This is a genomic window from Actinomyces lilanjuaniae (assembly GCF_003606385.1).
GTDB lineage: Bacteria > Actinomycetota > Actinomycetes > Actinomycetales > Actinomycetaceae > Actinomyces > Actinomyces lilanjuaniae.
On the sequence record NZ_CP032514.1, the window covers coordinates 1,177,772 to 1,196,492 of the forward strand.

Here is an 18,721-nt window from a genome sequence, read left to right on the forward strand (position 1 = left end):
CCGGGGTCCTCCCACTACCCGGCGAAGACCTGGGGCCGCGCACCAGGGGCTCGCCCGGCTCGCCGTCGGGCACCTCCCGGGCGAGGTCGGGGCCGTCGGGGTCCGCCACACGCACGTCGGTATATGGCTGTAAATCAACGAAATGAAAGGCCCCCGGGCCGGTGGTGCTGTCGCGTTCGAGCGCACAGCGGCCACCGGCCCGGAGTGCTGTCCTCGGGCGTGGCCGGAGAACTCCGGCTCGCGACCGTGTCTTCCCTTCCACGCCCATCTGACCTACTATCTAGTAACTACTAGATAAGCGGCGAGGGCGCCGCACAGGAGGGCACAATGACGCAGTACCCGGACCGGCTCATCTTCGGAGCGGCCTACTACGACGAGTACACCCCCGCTGCCGCGGGCCCGGACCGGCTCGAACGCGACATGCAGATGATGATGGAGGCAGGCTTCACCACGATCCGCATCGCCGAGTTCACCTGGGGCACCTGGAACCCCGCCCCCGACGTCTTCGACTTCACCCACATCGACCGCGCCCTTGACGCCGCGCAGCGCCACGGCCTCGACGTCATCATCGGCACCCCCACCGCCGCCATCCCCACCTGGCTGGCCTCCCGCCACCCCGAGGTCCTCGGTGTCACCGCCGCCGGACCCAACAAGTACGGGCCGCGCCAGAACATGAACATCCTCGCCCCCGCCTACCGCCGCTACGGCGAGGCGGCCATCCGTGCCCTGGTGGAGCACACCGCGCCGCGTGCGAACGTGGTCGGCTTCCAGCTGGACAACGAGACCAAGTACTACGACGCCGCCAACCCCGACATCCAGCGCGCCTTCGTCGACCATCTCAAGGACCGCTTCGGCGACGGGCAGGAGGGCCTCAACGCTCTGAACTCAGCGTTCGGCCTGAACTACTGGTCCAACCGGGTGGGTGCCTGGCAGGACTTCCCCGACGTCACCGGTACCATCAACGCCTCCCTGGCGGCCGCCTTCGACGCCTTCCGTCGCGGCCTGGTCACTGACTTCCTCGCCTGGCAGCGTGCCATCGTCGACGAGTACCGCCGCGAGGACCAGCTCGTCACCCACAACTTCGACTACGAGTGGCGCGGCTACTCCTTCGGCATCCAGCCCGCCGTTGACCACTTCCAGGCCGCCGACGCCGTCACCCTGGCCGGTGTGGATATCTACCACCCCGGCGAGGACCAGCTCACCGGCAGGGAGATCGGCTTCGGCGGCGACATCTCCCGCTCCCTGAAGGACGGCGACCCCTACCTGGTCATCGAGACGCAGGCGCAGGGGCAGATGGGCTGGCTGCCCTACCCCGGCCAGCTGCGCCTGCAGGCATACTCCCACCTGGCCTCCGGCGCCTGCGGCGTCATGTACTGGCACTGGGGCTCCATCCACAACTCCTTCGAGACCTACTGGAAGGGCCTGCTCAGCCAGGACTACACGCCCAACCCCACCTACCGGGAGGCGGTCGCGATCGGCCGCGAGCTGGCCGAGCATGCCGACTCGCTCACCGGCCTGCGCAAGTACAACCGGATCGCCGTCATGGTCTCCAACGAGGCCTACACCGCCCTGGAGTGGTTCAGCCTCGAGGCCGGCTTCCCCCGCCAGTACGCGGGCGGTGGCGCCAACTACAACGACGTCTTCCGCTGGCTCTACGACGCCCTGTTCGACCTGAACCTGGAGGTTGACGTCGTCCCCGCCGATGCCCCCGTTGAGCGCCTTAACCGCTACGCCGCACTGATCGCCCCCGCCCTGTACGTCACTGCCCAGGCCACCACCGACGCCCTACGCGCCTATGTGGCCGGCGGCGGCCACCTGGTCACCACCTTCCGCACCGGCGTCGCCGACGAGAACCTGCAGGTCTTCACCGACCGCCAGCCCCATGGCCTGTCCGGCCTGCTGGGCCTGGGAACCGACCAGTTCACCCGCCCCGACGGCGTCGCCCTGCGCCCGGTGGGCGCGCTCGCCGCGGCCCTGGACGACGGCGCCGCCGGCCCGACAGATCCGGCAGTCCCGACAGAGCTGGCCGCCTCCACCTTCATGGAGCTGCTCACCCCCGTCGACGCCGACACTCTCCAGGGTGACGCCGAGGTGGAGGTGCTCGCCGAGTACGACCACCACACCTGGTCCGGGCCGGCGGTGGCCACCCGCGCCGTCGGCGCCGGCTCGATCACCCACCTGGCCACCATGACCGCCCCGGCGCTGACCCGCGCCGTGCTGCGGCTGGTGGCAGAGCGGGCGGGCGTGACCGACTGGGCGCAGGACCTGGCCGGCACCGTCACCGTGCGCCGCGGCACCAACGGCCGCGGCCGGGGGCTGAGCTACTTCCTGAACTACTCCCGTGACGCCGTCGAGATCGCCCTGCCGGAGGGCGGTGAGGACGTCCTGGGAACCGTCGTCGCCCCGGGCACTCGCCTGGAGTCCGGCGCCACCGTAACCATTCCCGCCTGGGGCGTCCTCCTCGTCGAGGCCTGAGCCGCCCCGGCAACCCGCAATGAAGCACACAAACTGCACCACTGGGAGAGCACCATGACCGACACCAGCCCAGCCAGCCCCCTCGCCGTCGGCGCCGACGGCTTCCAGTTCTACGCCACCACCGAGGCCGATCCCTGGTTCACCCCGGAAACGCCCGTCACCATCGAGCCGATGCAGACCTTCCCCGGCACCTTCCTGCGCCTGGACGCGCCCGCCCAGGAGATCGACGGCTTCGGCGTCTGCTTCAACGAGCTCGGCTGGGTGGCGCTGTCCCGGCTGTCTGAGGCCGAGCGCAACGAGGTGCTGCGGCAGGTCTTCGCACCCGGCGTTGGCACCGACCTCACCGTGTGCCGCATGCCGGTGGGCGCCAACGACTTCGCCACCGACTGGTACTCCTACGACGAGGTTGACGGCGACTTCGCCCTGGAGCACTTCAGCGTCGAGCACGACGACGCCACCCTGGTGCCCTACATCCAGGCCGCCAAGGCCCACCGGCCCGACCTGACCCTGTGGGCCTCCCCCTGGGGGCCGCCGTCCTGGTTCAAGCGCAACAAGCACTACGCCTGCGCCGCCCCCAACCCGATGAGCGAGCAGACCGCCTTCGACAACGGCCTGCCCCCGGACAACCAGATCGAGGAGGGCACCGACGGGCTGATTCTTACCGAGGAGGTGCTGGACGCCTACGCCCGCTACTTCGGCAAGTTCATCGACGCCTACGCCGAGCGCGGCATCGACATCTCCATGGTCATGCCCCAGAACGAGTTCAACTCCGCCCAGATCTACCCCGCCTGCACCTGGACGCCGGAGGGACTGATCGCCTTCCTGAAGCACCTGGTCCCCGAGATGGAGCGGCGCGGCGTGAAGGTCTTCTTCGGCACCATGGAGCGCCCGGACGACACCATGGTGGAGAAGGTCCTGGCTGATCCGGAGGTGGGCCCGCACATCGCCGGTGCCGGCTTCCAGTGGGACGGAAAGCGGGCGGTGCCCTTTGTCCACCACAACCACCCGGAGCTGAAGATATACCAGTCCGAGCAGGAGTGCGGCGACGGCAGGAACGACTGGCGCTACGCCCGCTACGCCTGGACGATGATGCGCCACTACTTCAACAACGGGGCCTGCGTCTACGACTACTGGAACCTGGCGCTGGACGAGGGCGGCGTCTCCCGCTGGGGGTGGAGCCAGAACTCCCTGGTGACCGTGGACCCTGAAACCGGCAAGAGCCGCTTCACCTACGAGTACTACGTGCTGCGGCACCTGTCCGGCTTCGTGCAGCCGGGCGCCCGCTTCGTGCCGACGCTGTCCTACACCGGGTATGAGAACCTGCTGGCCTTCCACAACCCCGACGGCTCGGTGGTGGTGGCCGCCCAGAATGACATGACCACGCCGCAGGACTTCGTGGTGGGCGTGGGGAACAAGAACGTGTCCTTCACCGCCCCGGCCGACTCCCTGGTAACCGTGGTGGTGCCCGCCGAGCACGTGGAGGTGGCCCCCAAGCCGCTGGCCTGAGCGGTGCGCGGGAGCGGCCCCCGCAGGACGGGCGGGAGCGGCAGAGGCCTTGGTCTACCATCCGTAGCCTTCGCGCCTCGGAGTGCTCCTGCCAAGCCCCGGCCACGCCTGCAGCCCGCTGTTCCCGCCCGCGCTCGCAGCTTGCTGTTCCCGGCTGCGCTCGCTTGTAGGCCCATTCCACGACCTTGGTGACGTTTTACGACCCCGGGGTCGTGCAATGTATGGGGTGCGGCTAGCGGTAGTCGTCCCAGACCGGGGAGGGGAACAACACAGCCTCCCAGCGCGCCCACTCCTTGGTCAGGGAGATGGGCGGGCGGCGGAAGAAGCGGATCTGCGCCCCGTCCATCGCCTCGATCGCCATCTCCACCAGCGGCCGCATCGTCTCCCAGCCGCCCGCCGCGACGATGTCGGGTGGCAGGCGCCAGGTAAAGGTGGAGTAGTGGTCCCACACCTGGTCGGGGCGGTTGATGAAGTGGTCGTAGGCGGGGTGGCGCGGGTCGGTCGCCTCCACGCCCAGCGTCATATAGAGTTCCATCAGCTCCGGGCGGGCCTCGTTGAAGGCCACCAGGTAGCGGAAGTAGGCCGGCAGGCTGATGCCATCGGGATGGGTGGCCGCCGGGTCGCCGGAGTCGATGAAGTCCTGCGGGGTGCCCTGGCGGTCGTAGCGGTTATCCAGCAGCAGCTCCAGCAGGCCGTTCTTGGTACCGATGTAGTGCAGCAGTCCCGCCTGGGTGATGCCGACGGCGTCGGCCACCTCCTGCAGCGACAGTCCGTTAAACCCGTGCTTGGCCACCAGTTCGGTGGTGACCTCCACGATCTGCTCGCGCCGCTGGGCGGCGGTCATGCGGTGACGCTTGGTGGAGGACGCTAGCGGCATGTGCCGATCCTATGGCCAGGGCTTGTCAACTGTCTGAATCCGGGACAAACGCACCCGCAGCGGTGGCCGCCCTACTGCGGGTCGTTGAGATCGTACGGTTCTACAGGTGGTTGAGAAGCGTCCGGCCGACGTTTGGCCCGGGTGGCGACAATAAGGCGCGCCCGGCCGGGCGCGTGCGAGGTTGCGCTCAGCGCACCGAGCGGATCGCCAGGATGGAGATACAGCCAATCAGGGCGCAGGCGATGGATACCGGGAACACCAGCGTGTAGGCACCGGTGATGGTGACGATCGTGGAGGTGATCACCGGCCCGGACATCTGGCCGAGGGTGGTGGACATGTTGAGGATGCCCAGGTCCTTGCCGGCGGTGTCGGGGTTGGGCAGCACGTCCACATTGAGGGCCTGGTCCACCGAGTTGTACACGGAGTAGCCGAAGCCGGCGATGAAGGCGAACAGGTAAATTCCGGTTGTCGTCGGCATGATCCAGGGCATGAGCACACCCAGGGCGAAGCACATGGAGGCCATGACCACCGGCAGTTTGCGGCGCCGCAGCAGGTCGGACAGTGGGCCGCCAATGAAGCCGCCGATCAATCCGACCACCAGCGTAATCGTGGACATCAGCGTCACGGTGGCCGCGGACTCCCTGGTAGACAGGCCCAGGTAGTCCTGGATGATGTAGAGCTGGTAGGCGTTGATCATCTGGTACGAGACCAGCATGGTGAAGCGGCCGAAGAAGGCCTTCCAGAAGTCGGCCGCGCCATGGATCGGCAGGATGAAGGAGCGCAGGAGGTCAACCAGGCCCCCCGCGTCGGTGGCCTCATTCACGGGGGAGCGCTCGCGCGGCCATACCGCAACGGCGAAGATGCCGGCGATGCCCATGAGGATGCCGCCGAGGGTGAATCCGGAGACGGAGGCGCCAGATTCGGAGATGAAGCGGGCGCCGACGATCGCGCCGATCGGGTAGCCGATGGAGACGCCGACGCCCCAGAAGGTGGACATGGTGCCGCGAATTGTCTCCGGCACGCGGTCGGACAGCACGGCGATCGCCGGGGCCAGCATCATGTTGAGGCCCACCATGCACACGCAGTAGATGAAGGTGATGGCGCTGGCGTTGGTCAGGATGCCGATGGCGAACAGGCACAGGCCGCCGAGAACGCCGCCGCTGACCACCCAGGGGCTGCGCTTGCCGAAGCGGGAGCGGGTGCGGTCGGAGAGATTCCCGAAGATGAAGTTGGACAACAGCGACACCAAGGCGGTGACCGCGGATATGGATCCGAGCAGGGCGGTCGGGTTGTCGACGCCGATGTCCTTCAGGCGCTGAGGAAGGAGGACTGCGGCGATGGTGTTCAGGCCGATCGCCCACAGTATGGAGATGCCGAAGAAGCCGATGCCGAAGCGCACCATGGTGGCGCGCTGTAGCGGCAGGCCGGTGTCGGGCGCGAGATTGGAGAGGGCCGAGGTGTCTTCCTCGGCGGGGGACGCGGGCTGCTGTGCCATGTGCGTGGACCCTTTCATTGAACAGCGGTGTTCAACAACGGTCGTTACTTACTACTTAGTAAGTATAACAGGAATACTAATCCCTCGGTGGACGGTCTGTCAACAGGCGACATGTGGGCGGACCCGGCCCCGCCCTCGCGATCTCACAGTGGACGCCCGCCGCCCGCGTCATCCGCATAACGTAAAGGGTCGGCGTCTGTGGGCGGCCAGCACCTGGTCCACGTCGAACTGGGGGGCAGCACCTGGGTTGCCGCCTTGTGCACGGCACTGAGCACGTTGAAGGTCAGCCTGAAGGCTTGGAAGAACGGCAGGAGCGCCAGGAAGGTCTCCGCGCCCTCGTGCGGCATCGGCACCCGGTTCACGTTGGCCCGCAGGTTGGCGTGGGTCAGCAGCGCCGCCTTGGGTGTGCCCGTGGTACCGCCGGTGTAGAGCAGGACCGCGACGTCGTGGACCGCAGGGTAGGGGTGAGCGGTGGGTAGGCGCTGGGCTTGGGCTCGGGCGACCTCACGGTCCCAGCCCTTTCTCTCAGGCCACCAGCACCTGCGCGCCGTCGCCGACCAGCTGGCGCGGACCCCGGCAGCCGGGGCCAGGGGTTGTGCTCGGAGACGATCGCCCCCAGCCGCAGGGCCGCTTAGATGGCGACGACGTGCTGGGGACAGTTTGGCAGCAGCAGGGGCGCCCGGTCGCCGTGGCGCACACCGGCGCGGTGCAGCAGCCAGGCGGCACGCTCGGAGGCTTCCAGCAGCTCGGTGTGGGTGAGGGTGGCACTCTTGAAGTCCAGGGCGATCCGCTGGGGTAGAAGTCCGTGGCCGTCTCCAGCAGGCTGCTCACGCCGGAGTGCTGTCTTTGCCGGGCCTCTGGTCGTCCCTGTGTCCGGGCTCGGTACCGCCCTGGTAGGCCGGACCGTCCCCGGTCTGGCCGGTACCCCCAGCCAGGTGCCCCTTGACAGAGGTGACGGCCGCGGTGGCCGCCACCGAGGCGGCCTCGCGCGCAGCCAGCAGCTCCTCGCGCACCGCCCGGCGCAGGATCTTGCCGATCTGGGAGCGGGGCATCTCGGAGAGGATGGCGACCTGGCGCGGCAGGGCGTAGTGCGACAGCGTCCGGGCGGCCCAGTCGCGGACCTGCTCCAGGGTCACGTTCTGCCCCTCCTTAGGGAGGATGGCCGCGACCACGGACTCCCCACCCGCCTCGCCGGGCAGGCCGACGACGGCGACGTCCTCAACCTGCGGCATGGAGCGCACCGCCTCCTCTACCTCGGAGGGGTAGACGTTAAAGCCCCCTGAGATAATGAGCTCCTTGCGGCGGTCGGCGATGACGTAGAAGCCCTCCTCCTCACGCACCAGGTCACCGGTACGCAGCCACCCGTCCTTGGTCAGCACCTCTGCCGTCTCCTGCGGGTCCTGCCAGTAGCCCGGGAACACCTGCGGGCCACGGACCACCAGCTCGCCAATCTCACCGGGGCCACCTCACGGTCGGGGTTGTCCGGGTCCACCAGCCTCGCCTCGGTGGAGGGATAGGGTATGCCCAGCGTCCCGGGTCTGCGCTCGGGCGAGATCGGATTGCCCAGGACGATGGGGAGGACTCGGTCATTCCGTAGCCCTCGATGATGACACCCCCGGTGGCCTCCTCCCAGGCTTGGGCCACGGCCACGGGGTTGGGAGCGGCCCCGCAGACGGCGATCTTGCAGGAGGACAGGTCCGCACCCGTGGCTGCCGCCCGGGCCGCCAGCCGATCGAACATGACGGGGACTCCGGGGAAGAAGGTGGCAGGTCTGCGCCTCCAGGCCGCCAGGACCATGTCGGTGCCGAACTTGGGCAGCACCACCTGAGTGGCGGCCAGGCCCACGGCGCACAGCAGCGACAGGGACAGCCCGAAGGCATGGAAGAACGGCAAGACTGCGTAGAAGGTCTCCTGCCCCACTACGGTAGTCTGTGAGGCCCACGCCAGGCTCATCTCCGCGTTGGATCGCAGATTGGCGTGGGTCAGGCAGACGGCCTTCGGCGTGCCGGTGGTGCCGCCGGTGTACAGCAGGGCCGCCGGGTCCCCCGCGCCGGGCAGCGGGTGGCTGCTGGCCAGCGCCGGGGCTGAGGCGACCGCGTCGTCCCAGGAGCGGACTCCGGCAGGGACCCGGCCCCGCAGCTCGCGACGGCGCTCCCGGGCGGCGGCGACTGGCAGACGCAGCGCCAGGCGGCTGCGCAGGGGCAAGCCCCGTGACAGGTTCACGGAGTACACCTCCATGTCCGCAAGGCCGGCCTCGCGCAGGGAGCCGGTGACCTGGACCAGGCGCTCGAGGGTCTTCTCCCAGGCGATGAGCACGCGCCCCCGGTGGATACGTACCTGATCGCGCAGCTGGGAGGCCGGGGCCAGGGGGTTGTGCTCGGCGACCACGGCGCCGATGCGCCACGCCGCGTAGGCCAGGACCACGTGCTGAGGGCAGTTGGGCAGCACCACCCCCACAACGTCGCCAGCCTGCACTCCCAGCCCTCGCAGGGCCTGGGCGGCCTGGGACACCTGATGGGTCAGCTGGCTATAGGTGGTGGTGGCACCCATGAAGTCCAGGGCCACCTGGTCGGGGAACTGCCTCGCGGCGTCGCGCAGCATACAGGACAGGGGCTCGGTGACCGGGGGGATGGTGGCAGGGACCCCGGGGCGTAGTGAGGGGAGCGGGGGCAGGTGTGCCGTCGCCGCGGGACTCAGGGGGCACGGGCGTGCTCTGGGTGCTCACGGTCTCTCCTTCGCTCAAGAACACGGGGTGGTGTCGGTACCTGCCCGCCGAGGCGGGCAGGTACCGAGGCAGGTACTGTGCCTGGCGCAACGCTAACCTACGGATGCGTAGCCTCGCGTCCCGTGGGGGAGGAGGCGAATAGTGTGTCGTCACGCTCACGGACAGTGTCAGATGATGCCACGGTGGTCGGCGCGGCCGGTGGTGGTCGGTGTGGTCAGTAGCTGGTGTCAGCGGTGTCGTCCGTCCAGGCCCTGGGGCGGGGTGGAGCGGCACAGGACCCGCAGACGCCGTGTAGGCCGGGTCATGGCCACGTACAGGTCCCCCGGGCTGGCCGCAGCCAGGCGGTCGGGGTCCAGCAGGACGACGACGTCGAACTCCAGGCCCTTGGCCGCTGCCGCCGCCATGACCGCCACACGGGCACGCAGCACGTCACCGCCGGGTGCCTCCATGGCCTGAGCCAGCGCCGGGTCCTGGGCCAGCGCCTGGACCACCTGGTCGGTCTCCTGGTCAGCCTCCGCAGTGATGACGGCGAGGCGTCCACCACCGGGACCGGCCCAGGAGTCCAGGAGGTCACGCTCTTCGCTGACCGCGCTACGCAGCACCTGTGCCCAGGCCTGGTCGTCCTGAGCCGACCGGGTGCCGGAGAGGTCGTCCACGTGCAGGCAGTCAGGCAGGTCGCGCACGGAGCGCACCGGGTAGGGGGTGGGGTGCCCGAGCGCGCCGACCACGGCCTCGGCCGCCGCCATGATGGTGGCAGGGGTGCGGTAGCACACGCTGAGCACCTCCTGGCGCAGGGGCGCTGACCCCGACGTCCTCTTACCACTGTGGCCACGAGATCCTCGCGGGGGGCTCCCACCCGCCGAGGTCCCCAGCCCGGCCAGCGCCTCCTGCCAGCTGGCGGGCGCGTGGGGGCCGGAGTACTGGGCCAGGTCACCGACCACCGTGAAGGAGCGGACTGGGCAGCGGCGCGCCAGGGCCCGCCAGGCCATAGCGCCCAGCTCCTGGGCCTCGTCGACGACCACGTGCCCGTAGGTCCAGCTCCTGTCCGCGCGGGCGCGCTCCGCCAAGGTCAGGGACGGGCCTGTACCTTGGACCCGTTGGGCCAGCATCTGCGCGCTGACCATGCCGTTGCCCAGCTCCTGGGACTCAATGGCCTGGGCTGCGTAGGCCACCAGCTGCTCGTGGCGCTGAGCCTCCAGACGGGCTTGGTGGGCCTGGGCGTCCTCGCTGGGACCTAGTAGCTCGGCCAGCTCGTCCAGGAGAGGCACGTCGGCGGCCGTCAGGGCGGAGCCAGCAGGTCGTCGCAGGAGGCCGCGCTCGGTCGCGGTAAGCTCGGGGGCCAGCGTCTCCAGGAGCTGGGGACGCGTCCACAGCCGCTCCAGGAGCCCCGTGGGCGTGGTCGGCATCCAGCACAGATTGATCTCCCGGCGGGCGTCGCGTGCCGTGCGGATGTCCTCGCGGATCCAGGCGCGCGTGTCAGGGTCCGAGACGTCTTGTCCCGTGGCGGCCGCGTACTGGTCGGTCAGCCTCTCCAGGAGCCACAGGACGAAGGGCTCCCTGGCCTGGTTGTGGGGCTTACCTGAGCGCCGGGCCCGCGTGGCCGCCTCACGCACCTGTGAGGGCTCCAGGACCAGGCTGGTGCCCTCGACCCTGATAGTGCGCGGCCCGTCAGGAACCCGCTGCAGACTGCGCACCGCGCGACGCAGGATCTCCACCCACGCGGAGCGCCCCTTGATCTCTGCCGCCTGTGCAGGCTCGGTGCCGCGCGCCCGCACCCCGGGCAGGAGGTCGGACATGGTGGTGGAGACCACCCCGGTCTCTCCCAGCGAGGGCAGGACCTGCTCGACGTATCGCAGGAACGTCGGCGAGGGGCCGACCAGCAGCACCCCGGAGCGCTCCAGGCGCTCGCGCTCGGAGTAGAACAGGTAGGCCACCCGGTGCAGCGCCACTGCGGTCTTGCCCGTGCCGGGACCGCCCTGGACGACGAGGACGCCCCTGCCGCCGGAGGTGACGACCCGGTCCTGCTCCGCCTGGATCGTGGCCACGATGTCGCCCATGCGGCCGTCACGTGCCGCGGACATGGCCGCGATGAGCGCCCCCTCCCCTTGGAGGTCCTCCTCCTGCAGGTCGTGGGTGCGCCTCCCGCTGCCCCCGTCATCCTGGTGCCCGTCCTTCCCGCCCAGGGCGGTGACGTCGATCAACTCGTCCTCCACCCCCACCACCGTGCGGTCGCGGGTGTCAATGTGGCGGCGGCGCACCAGGCCCATCGGGTCGCGTGCAGTGGCCTGGTAGAAGGCGCGGGCCAGAGGAGCGCGCCAGTCCAGGACTACCTCGCGATGCGCAGAGTCCTGCAGCCCGGTGCGGCCTATGTAGTGGCGTGCGCCGCCGCGTGTGACGGGGGAGGAGCCTCCTGCTGCCTGGGCGGCCTGGGCCGTCATGTCCATCCGTCCGAAGACCAGCCTGGACTCCACTCCTTCCAGGGAGGAGACCAGGCCGGAGTAGTGGACGGCGTAGGCGTCGCGCTCACCGCGCGACTGGTGGGTGCCGGAGACCTCCTGTGCCTCGGTCTCGGCCAGGGACCGGCGGGCCCGGTCCAGCTGGCGGTCCAGTTCGGCGTAGGCGAGGTCGACCACCTGCTGCTCGGTGTCGAGCTCGCGGCGACGGGCGGCCTCAGCAGACTCAGCAGATGCTGGCTGTCGGGGTCCCGGCTGGTCGCCTGAGGAGGGTGGTGTGTGACTCACGTGGCCTCACTGAGGGTCAGGGCGGACGGAGCGCGGTCAGGCTGGTGGCAGCAGAGTGTGCCGCCGTCCGCACGGTATACACGGTGCACGGTGCCGTAGCCTCCCACGGCACAGGGACGCCCTATTATTCTCCTGCTGCTGTGGCGGCGGGAAAGCCGACGGCGAACAGCGGCCGTCGCTGCCTGGTGTGCCGGGAACACATGGGCGCCTCGGCTTGTTCGGCCTACAGACGGCGCTGCTCGTCTAGGCTTCGAGCAGTACGGGTCGCCCCGCAGCGGTCCGACCAGGCAGCACCACACGAGGAGACACGAGGAAGGAGGCAGATCTGTGAGACCACTGTTCAGCGTGCAGCACCCAGCGGACCAGCCGGTCTCCCCGCGCGTCCTCATCCACTACTTCGAGGGGGCCATGGACGCCGGCAACGCTGGGTCGCTCGCTGTCGAGCAGCTCCTCATGACGCTTCCCAACGAGCGGCTGGCGACCTTCGACGTCGACTCCCTTGTGGACTATCGTGCCCGACGACCGGTCATGACCTTCACCCACAACACCTACAGCTCGGTGTCCATGCCTGAGTTGGTCCTGGACCTTCTTCACGACGACAACGGGGAGGACCTCCTGCTCCTGCACGGCACCGAGCCCGACTACCGGTGGGACGAGTTCGTCGGCGCTGTCGCGCACCTGGCGGTGTCCATGGGTGTGAGCCAGGCGGTGGGTATCGGTGGTATTCCCATGGCCGTGCCCCACACACGCCCGACCTACGTCCACTTCCACGGCAGCCAGCCGGACCTCCTGCCCACCCAGGCCGAGATCTTCGGCCACGTGGAGCTTCCTGGCTCACTGGCGGCCTACCTGGAGATGCGCCTGGGTGAGCTGGGGCTGGACTCCCGGGGAGTCTCGGCTGCTATCCCCCACTACGTGGCCCGGGACGAGTTCCCGCAAGGAGCCTCGGCGCTGCTGACAGCCGTCGTGCAGTCCACGGGGCTGGCTCTGCCTGTGGGAGACCTGGAGGCGGCCGCCAGCGCTAATCGTGCCGAGATCGACGCCGAGGCCGCCCAGCAGCCGGAGGTCTCCGCCGTCGTGTCGGCCCTGGAGGCCCAGTACGACGCACTGGCTCCGCGGATCTCGGCAGCTGACGCCTCCGGCGCGGCCCCGGTGCTCGACCTGCCCAGCGCGGATGAGATCGGTGCCCGGCTAGAGGCCTTCCTGGAGGCCAACGAGTCCGGCGACCTGGGGCAGCAGGGCTGGAGCCCCAGCCCAGAGGGCTGAGCTCCTGCTGCCCGACCGGGCTCGCTCGGGGTCCCTCAGCGTCCCTCAGCGACGGGGCAACGCAGTCTCAGCCACGGGTCAGCGGGAGGTCTGCGGGGTCCCAGGCGCGTACGGGGAGGGGCAGGCGTCGCACCGCACGGTCGATCTCCTCGCGTTCGCGGGTGCTGTAGGGGTCGCGTCGCGCGACGGTCACGACGTTTCCCTGTCGTCTGCCCCTAGCGGCAGCAGCGTCAGCCACCACGAGGACACCTCCGAAGATCGCGGTGAGGACGGACAGCTCCTGGTGCAGCGGCGCGCGCGGGGTCGACAGGGAGTTGGTCAGCAGCAGTCCCCCCGGTGCCAGGGCGGAGGAGCAGGAGGTGAGGAACTTCTCGGTGCGGCAGAAGTCCGGGACCTGTCCGGCCGCGAACACGTCACGTACCACGACGTCCCAGCTCCCGGCGTCCAGGGTATCCACGACCTCGGCCGCGTCGCCGACCCTGATTCGTAGCCGAGGTGAGCGTGGCAGGTCGAACCACTGCCGTACCAGACGGGCCAGTACCTCGTCGATCTCCACCGCCAGCTGCCGGGACCCTGGCCGAGCCGCGTCCCAGGCCCGAGCGAGCGCGCATCCCGCTCCGCCCAGGTGCGCGGCCCGGACTGCTGCCTCCGGGCCGCGCAGCACCGTCAGCACCGCGTCCATCTGCTGGTGGTACTCAAAGTCCAGGTGGGCGGGGTCACGCAGGTCGAGGTAGGAGGACTCCGCGCCGTCCAGGAGAAGCAGCACCCCGGTGTCCCTGACGACCAGCTCGGCGGTGGAGCAGGAGGTGGTGACAGGCCCCGAGGGCAGCGTCTGCACAGCGTCGGGCCTGCGGGACTGGCGGGACACGACCCCCTTGAATCCGCGCTTACGTGTCACAGGGACAGGTTAGCCTGGACGAGGATGCCGCGTGCGGGGTGCCTGCCGGGGTGCGCTGCGGAGTGGACGCGGTCGTAGCGTTGTCACCGGCTCTGAGGAGGGGCGCTGTCGGCGGTACCGCTGCGGCTGAGGAAGAGATTGCGGATAGGGAGGTGAGGGTCATGAGCAGGGCTCCGCGGGCGGAGTCAGCCCGTCGCTCCTGGGGGGAGGACGACTCCGGGACCCCAATCCTGCACGTGGACATGGACGCCTTCTTCGCCTCCGTGGAGGTCATGGAGCATCCTGAGCTGGAGGGGCGGCCGGTCGTCGTCGGGGGCTCCCACGGACGTGGCGTGGTCTCTGCCGCGTCTTATGAGGCTCGTGCCTACGGCGTGTCCTCGGCCATGCCCATGGCGGAGGCGCTGCGGCGCTGCCCCCAGGCCGTGGTGCTGCCCGTGCGCCACGAGCTCTACAGCCAGGTGTCGGCCAGGGTTATGGCGGTGCTGGTCGAAGTGACCCCTGTCCTGGAGAGGGTCAGTGTGGACGAGGCCTTTCTGGACGTCTCGGGCGCCAGGCGCCGCATGGGCGGCCCCGTCCAGGTCGCTACCTGGATCCGTGAGCAGGTGCGCGGCCGCGTAGGGGTTCCCGCCTCGGTCGGGGTGGCCTCCACCAAGTTCGTCGCCAAGCTCGCCTCGGCCCACGCCAAGCCTGACGGCCTGCTCCTGATCCCGGCTGAAGCCACCAGGGACTTCCTGGACCTGCTCCCCGTGGAGGCACTGTGGGGGGTGGGTGCCAGGAGCGCGCAGGTGCTCCAGCGCTGGGGTATCAAGGACGTGCGGACCCTGGCCGCCACGGACGTGCGCCGTCTGGAGAAGATCCTCGGTACCGCTGCCGGGCGCCATCTTCACGACCTCTCCCACGGCATCGACCCCAGGCCTGTCAACCCGGTCCGTGAGGAGAAGTCCGTCGGTACCGAGACCACCTTCTACTCCACTATTACCGACCGTGAGCACGCTCGCCGGGTCCTGCTGGACCAGACCCACCAGTGCGCCGCCAGGCTGCGCGCTGGGTCTCTGCGCTGCCGCGTCGTGGTGCTCAAGGCCCGGGGGGCGGACTTCACCACGGTGACCCGCTCGCGGACCCTGGCCGTGCCAACGGACCTGGCCCGTGACGTCTGGCAGGCACTGGGCGGTCTCTTCGACGCGCTGCCCACGCCCCCGGAGGCTTCCGCCTGCTGGGCGTTCGGGTCGAGGGACTGTTCCGCGTCCAGGAGGGTGTCCAGCTCCTCCTGGACGAGGACCCCCGATACGGCGCGCCGGAGAGGGCTGCGGACGCCGTGCGCAGACGCTGGGGCGGGCAGGCCCTGAGGCCAGCCAGCCTGCTGCCCCCGCCGACCTCACCACGTCCCGAGGGATGACCAATCTGGCTCCCAGGTTTTCCCGGGGCACAACAAGGCCTATCCTGGCTGTGGCGGAACAGCGGCCCCAGCCGACCGCGTAGACCGTCCCGCTACGACGCACACGACTCCACCCCCTGGCTCAGAAACGAGGAGCACGATGGCACTGTCAGAGCGAGAGCAGCAGGTCCTGCGTGATCTGGAGTCGCAGCTCCACCAGGAGGACCCGGGACTTGCCGACACGATGGACAGCAGGACGACTGGGCCCCTGCGTCTGTCCCCCAGGCACATCGGGGCCGGAGTCGCCCTGGTGCTAGTGGGGATGAGCCTGGTCGTCGGCGGTGTGGTTGTGCGTAACAGCGTGATCTCTATCCTGCTGGGTGTCGTCGGCTTCGGGATGGCCGTCTGGGGTGTCACCCTCGCCCTGACGCGTGTGGAGGCCGGTGGCGGTCCTGGGTCGTCCCGACGTCCCTCACGGCGTTCCTCCTTCATGGACCGTCAGTCGCAGCGGTGGGACCGTCGGCGCGGTTCTCAGGGCTGAGCGAGCCGTGCCTGACGGGGGTGACGTGTGCGTGCCCACGAGCAGGTGTCCCTGGGTGCCGTGCGCACGCTGCGTCGGCATCGAGTGATGTGTACGCCCTGACCGGGTGCGCCGGTCGTTCCTGTGTGGTGCCGGGTATCGCGTCTCCTCCCTCCACTGTCCTCCACCCGGTCGGCCTCGCCAACGTGCCCGGTAGACGTGGAGGCTGCGGGCTCCCTCCCGCAGCCTCCACATGAGTCCCGCGTGAGAACCTCGCCTGTCCCCGGACCCCTTCCCGGCTCCCTCGATCCCTAAACACCCAGCCTGTCCCTCTTACCTGTCCCTCTCTGATGCCTTTTCCTGACCCTTCCTGACCCGCCCGGGCTGGGGCGTAGTCGTCCCGGCTCTCCTGCGCCCGGTGCCCGGAGAGGTCGGCCGTGACTGGCGTGTCGCGTCCCCCTCCACTTCCCTCCACCACGGCAGATCCGCTTGATCTGGCGGAAGACGACGTCGTGACGTGACAGCCTTCCCGCACGGCGTGGGAAGGAGGGGAGGAAAGTGGAGTAAGGTGGGGGCCAGGGGAAAGCCGAGGGGAAGGAGGTGTCCCGTTGTTCCTGGGCACCCACGCCCCAAAGCTGGATGAGAAGGGCCGTCTCATCCTGCCTGCCAAGTTTCGTGAGGAGCTGGCTGGCGGCGTGGTGATCACCCGAGGTCAGGAGCACTGTCTGTACGCGTTCACCTCTGCGGAGTTCGAGCGCATGTACGCACAGCTCCGTGAGGCACCTCTGGCCCAGAAGCAGGCACGCGACTACATCCGAGTCATGCTCTCAGGAGCGGACTCCCAGGTTCCGGACAAGCAGGGGCGGATCACCCTCCCCGCTCAGCTTCGCAGCTATGCCGGGCTGAGACGGGACCTGGCCGTTATCGGGCAGGGGCCCGGGTGGAGATATGGGACGCCACTGCCTGGAGCGACTACCTGGCCGCTCAGGAGCAGGTCTTTGCCGACACAGCCGAGGAGATCATCCCCGGGTTCTTCTGAGACGCCCCGACGGTGACCCGCCTGACGAGGTCTCCGCCCGATGCCGAGTCCGGCACCTCTTCCCCGGTGCCGGAACCACGGGAGGAGTCCTGGCCAGGTGGCTCACCGGGGCGGGGGCCTTGGCCCCGGCAGGACAGACCGACGTAGCAGGAAGACAGCCGGAAGGAGGACATGCCGTGACCGCTGCTGGCACTACACGCCTACCACCACAGCCGCTGCAGGCGGAGGATGTCGCCCGTCGGCACGCTCCCGTCCTCCTGGGGCGCTGCCTGGACCTCCTGGAACCTGCCCTGGCTACCGCGGACGCCAACGGGGAGGCGGGGCGGGGCGCACCGCTTATGGTCGACTGCACCCTGGGCATGGGTGGGCACACCCAGGCAGCCCTGGACCGCTTCCAGGGCCTGCGTGTCATCGGTATCGACCGCGACCCGCAGGCCCTCCGCCTGGCCCAGGCGCGGCTGGCCCGCTACGGGGGACGTTTCCTCGCTGTCCACGGTACCTACGACCAGGTGGCTGAGATCGTGCGGGAGCATGCCCCCCTCCTCGCAGGTGCAGCCGACGGCACTGTTGACGCCGTCCTCATGGATCTGGGCGTGTCCTCCCTCCAGCTGGACGAGGCCGCCCGCGGTTTCGCCTACTCCAGGCCCGTGCCCCTGGACATGCGTATGGACCAGACCACTGGTCCCACGGCCCGTGACCTCCTGGCAACTGAGGACGCGGCCAGCCTTACCTGGATCCTGCGGGTGTACGGGGAGGAGCGTTTCGCCTCCCAGATCGCCCGGGCGGTGGTGCGTCGCCGTGAGGCGGGGAACCCGGTGACCACCAGCCAGGACCTGGCTGACCTGGTCCGCCAGGTGGTCCCGGCGGCGTCGCGCCGTAGCGGAGGCCACCCCGCCAAGCGCACCTTCCAGGCGCTGCGCGTCGCCGTCAACTCCGAGCTGGAGATCCTGGAGACCGCGGTACCGCGGGTACTGAACTGCCTGCGGGTCGGTGGGCGCGTGGTGGTGGAGTCCTACCAGTCCCTGGAGGACAGGATCGTCAAGCGGGCACTGGTGTCAGGCGCGACCACCAGAGCGCCCCACGGTCTTCCCGCCGTCCCGGACTCCGACCGCCCCTACCTCGAGCTGCTCACCCACGGTGCCGTCAGGGCTGGTCCCGACGAGGTCGCGCTCAACCCGCGGGCGGCATCCGTGAGACTGCGGGCAGCGGCCCGCACCAGGAGCGTGCAGGAGGCGCCCGCACCCGAGCCCCGCGGCGGCCCGTATGCGCGCCGTACAGACACCAGTAACCGACGAGGAAAGGCCGGCAAGAGATGAGCGCAGCCGCGACAGCGCGAGCAACCCGTCCCGCTGCGACACGTCGTTCCGCAGTGTCCTGGGGCGGCTCCCTGGTAGCAGGTGAGGGCGACGCCCGTGGGCTCCAGCACGACGAGGCAGGTACCAGTCGTCCTCGGCTGCGTGTGGTCACAGGAACCGCCCCCGCACGCACCACCCTGCCCTTCCTGGCGATCATCATCCTCGTCCTGGCGGGAGCGCTGGTCGCCTCCATGCTGCTCAACGCCCGCATGGCTGACACCGCCTACCGGATGAAGGAGGCGCAGGTCGAGCTCAACGTCCTCAACGACCACGTGGAGACGCTGCGCACCGACGTCCAGGAGGCCTCCGCCCCGGACTCCTTGGCGACCCGTGCCTCCGAGCGGGGTATGGTCCCGGCGGGGGCGCCCGGAGTGGTGGACCTGGAGCGCTCCACGCTGACGGAGGGCTCCCCTGCCACCGATGACGCGAACCAGGCGGGGTAGCCTGCG

12 protein-coding genes and 3 pseudogenes are annotated in these 18,721 nt (G+C 69.6%); 8 read left to right on the forward strand and 7 right to left on the reverse strand.

Annotated features, from left to right (window positions below; translation table 11 throughout):
• Nucleotides 1-327 precede the first annotated feature (327 nt).
• Nucleotides 328-2,475: a beta-galactosidase gene (locus D5R93_RS05040; protein WP_120204168.1), complete on the forward strand. Its 2,148-nt coding sequence runs from the start codon at nt 328-330 to the stop codon at nt 2,473-2,475.
• A 54-nt stretch (nt 2,476-2,529) separates the two neighbouring features.
• Nucleotides 2,530-3,981 (forward strand): glycoside hydrolase family 30 protein, encoded by a 1,452-nt coding sequence (locus D5R93_RS05045; protein WP_120204170.1) that lies wholly within the window; start codon nt 2,530-2,532, stop codon nt 3,979-3,981.
• Nucleotides 3,982-4,213: 232 nt separating this feature from the next.
• On the opposite strand, the gene D5R93_RS05050 is transcribed toward D5R93_RS05045, so the two are convergent.
• From D5R93_RS05050 to D5R93_RS05070, 6 genes and pseudogenes are all read right to left on the reverse strand, one after another.
• On the reverse strand, nt 4,214-4,858 hold the full coding sequence (locus D5R93_RS05050; protein ID WP_119835671.1) for a TetR/AcrR family transcriptional regulator: 645 nt from the start codon (nt 4,856-4,858) through the stop codon (nt 4,214-4,216).
• A 187-nt stretch (nt 4,859-5,045) separates the two neighbouring features.
• Nucleotides 5,046-6,353, reverse strand: coding sequence for an MFS transporter (locus D5R93_RS05055; protein WP_119835670.1), 1,308 nt, complete (start codon nt 6,351-6,353; stop codon nt 5,046-5,048).
• Nucleotides 6,354-6,496: 143 nt separating this feature from the next.
• Nucleotides 6,497-7,072 (reverse strand): AMP-binding protein, encoded by a 576-nt coding sequence (locus tag D5R93_RS05060; RefSeq protein WP_162933987.1) that lies wholly within the window; start codon nt 7,070-7,072, stop codon nt 6,497-6,499.
• Nucleotides 6,985-7,284, reverse strand: a complete 300-nt coding sequence (locus D5R93_RS14715; RefSeq protein WP_341466858.1) for an AMP-binding protein — start codon at nt 7,282-7,284, stop codon at nt 6,985-6,987. Before D5R93_RS14715 ends, D5R93_RS05060 begins: the two co-directional genes overlap by 88 nt.
• Nucleotides 7,181-9,050 (reverse strand): annotated as a pseudogene (locus D5R93_RS14720) (AMP-binding protein). The gene D5R93_RS14715 and the pseudogene D5R93_RS14720 overlap by 104 nt, the downstream one beginning before the upstream one ends.
• Nucleotides 9,051-9,305: 255 nt before the next feature.
• Nucleotides 9,306-11,819, reverse strand: a complete 2,514-nt coding sequence (locus tag D5R93_RS05070) for a HelD family protein (RefSeq protein ID WP_120204173.1) — start codon at nt 11,817-11,819, stop codon at nt 9,306-9,308.
• Between the two features lie 327 nt (nt 11,820-12,146).
• Between D5R93_RS05070 and D5R93_RS05075 the strand changes: the two genes are divergently transcribed.
• Complete coding sequence (locus D5R93_RS05075; RefSeq protein WP_119835668.1) at nt 12,147-13,085, forward strand: PAC2 family protein; 939 nt, start codon at nt 12,147-12,149, stop codon at nt 13,083-13,085.
• Between the two features lie 67 nt (nt 13,086-13,152).
• On the opposite strand, the gene D5R93_RS05080 is transcribed toward D5R93_RS05075, so the two are convergent.
• On the reverse strand, nt 13,153-13,983 hold the full coding sequence (locus tag D5R93_RS05080) for a spermidine synthase (protein WP_396027221.1): 831 nt from the start codon (nt 13,981-13,983) through the stop codon (nt 13,153-13,155).
• 161 nt (nt 13,984-14,144) lie between these two features.
• Between D5R93_RS05080 and dinB the strand changes: the two are divergent.
• From dinB to ftsL, 5 genes and pseudogenes are all read left to right on the forward strand, one after another.
• A pseudogene (gene dinB, locus D5R93_RS05085) lies at nt 14,145-15,379 on the forward strand (DNA polymerase IV).
• A gap of 139 nt (nt 15,380-15,518) precedes the next feature.
• Complete coding sequence (locus D5R93_RS05090) at nt 15,519-15,899, forward strand: DUF3040 domain-containing protein (RefSeq protein ID WP_119835666.1); 381 nt, start codon at nt 15,519-15,521, stop codon at nt 15,897-15,899.
• A gap of 587 nt (nt 15,900-16,486) precedes the next feature.
• Nucleotides 16,487-16,917, forward strand: a pseudogene (gene mraZ, locus D5R93_RS05095) (division/cell wall cluster transcriptional repressor MraZ).
• Between the two features lie 176 nt (nt 16,918-17,093).
• Nucleotides 17,094-18,233 (forward strand): 16S rRNA (cytosine(1402)-N(4))-methyltransferase RsmH, encoded by a 1,140-nt coding sequence (rsmH, locus tag D5R93_RS05100; RefSeq protein WP_396027220.1) that lies wholly within the window; start codon nt 17,094-17,096, stop codon nt 18,231-18,233.
• Nucleotides 18,230-18,715 (forward strand): cell division protein FtsL, encoded by a 486-nt coding sequence (ftsL, locus tag D5R93_RS05105; protein ID WP_119835663.1) that lies wholly within the window; start codon nt 18,230-18,232, stop codon nt 18,713-18,715. The genes rsmH and ftsL overlap by 4 nt, the downstream gene beginning before the upstream one ends.
• Nucleotides 18,716-18,721 lie beyond the last annotated feature (6 nt).

Bases quoted from the DNA above. Each gene is read 5' to 3' on its own strand.
- D5R93_RS05040 (WP_120204168.1), top strand. From the start codon at position 328: ATGACGCAGTACCCGGACCGGCTCATCTTCGGAGCGGCCTACTACGAC.
- D5R93_RS05045 (WP_120204170.1), top strand. From the start codon at position 2,530: ATGACCGACACCAGCCCAGCCAGCCCCCTCGCCGTCGGCGCCGACGGC.
- D5R93_RS05050 (WP_119835671.1), bottom strand. From the start codon at position 4,858: ATGCCGCTAGCGTCCTCCACCAAGCGTCACCGCATGACCGCCGCCCAG.
- D5R93_RS05055 (WP_119835670.1), bottom strand. From the start codon at position 6,353: ATGGCACAGCAGCCCGCGTCCCCCGCCGAGGAAGACACCTCGGCCCTC.
- D5R93_RS05090 (WP_119835666.1), top strand. From the start codon at position 15,519: ATGGCACTGTCAGAGCGAGAGCAGCAGGTCCTGCGTGATCTGGAGTCG.
- ftsL (WP_119835663.1), top strand. From the start codon at position 18,230: ATGAGCGCAGCCGCGACAGCGCGAGCAACCCGTCCCGCTGCGACACGT.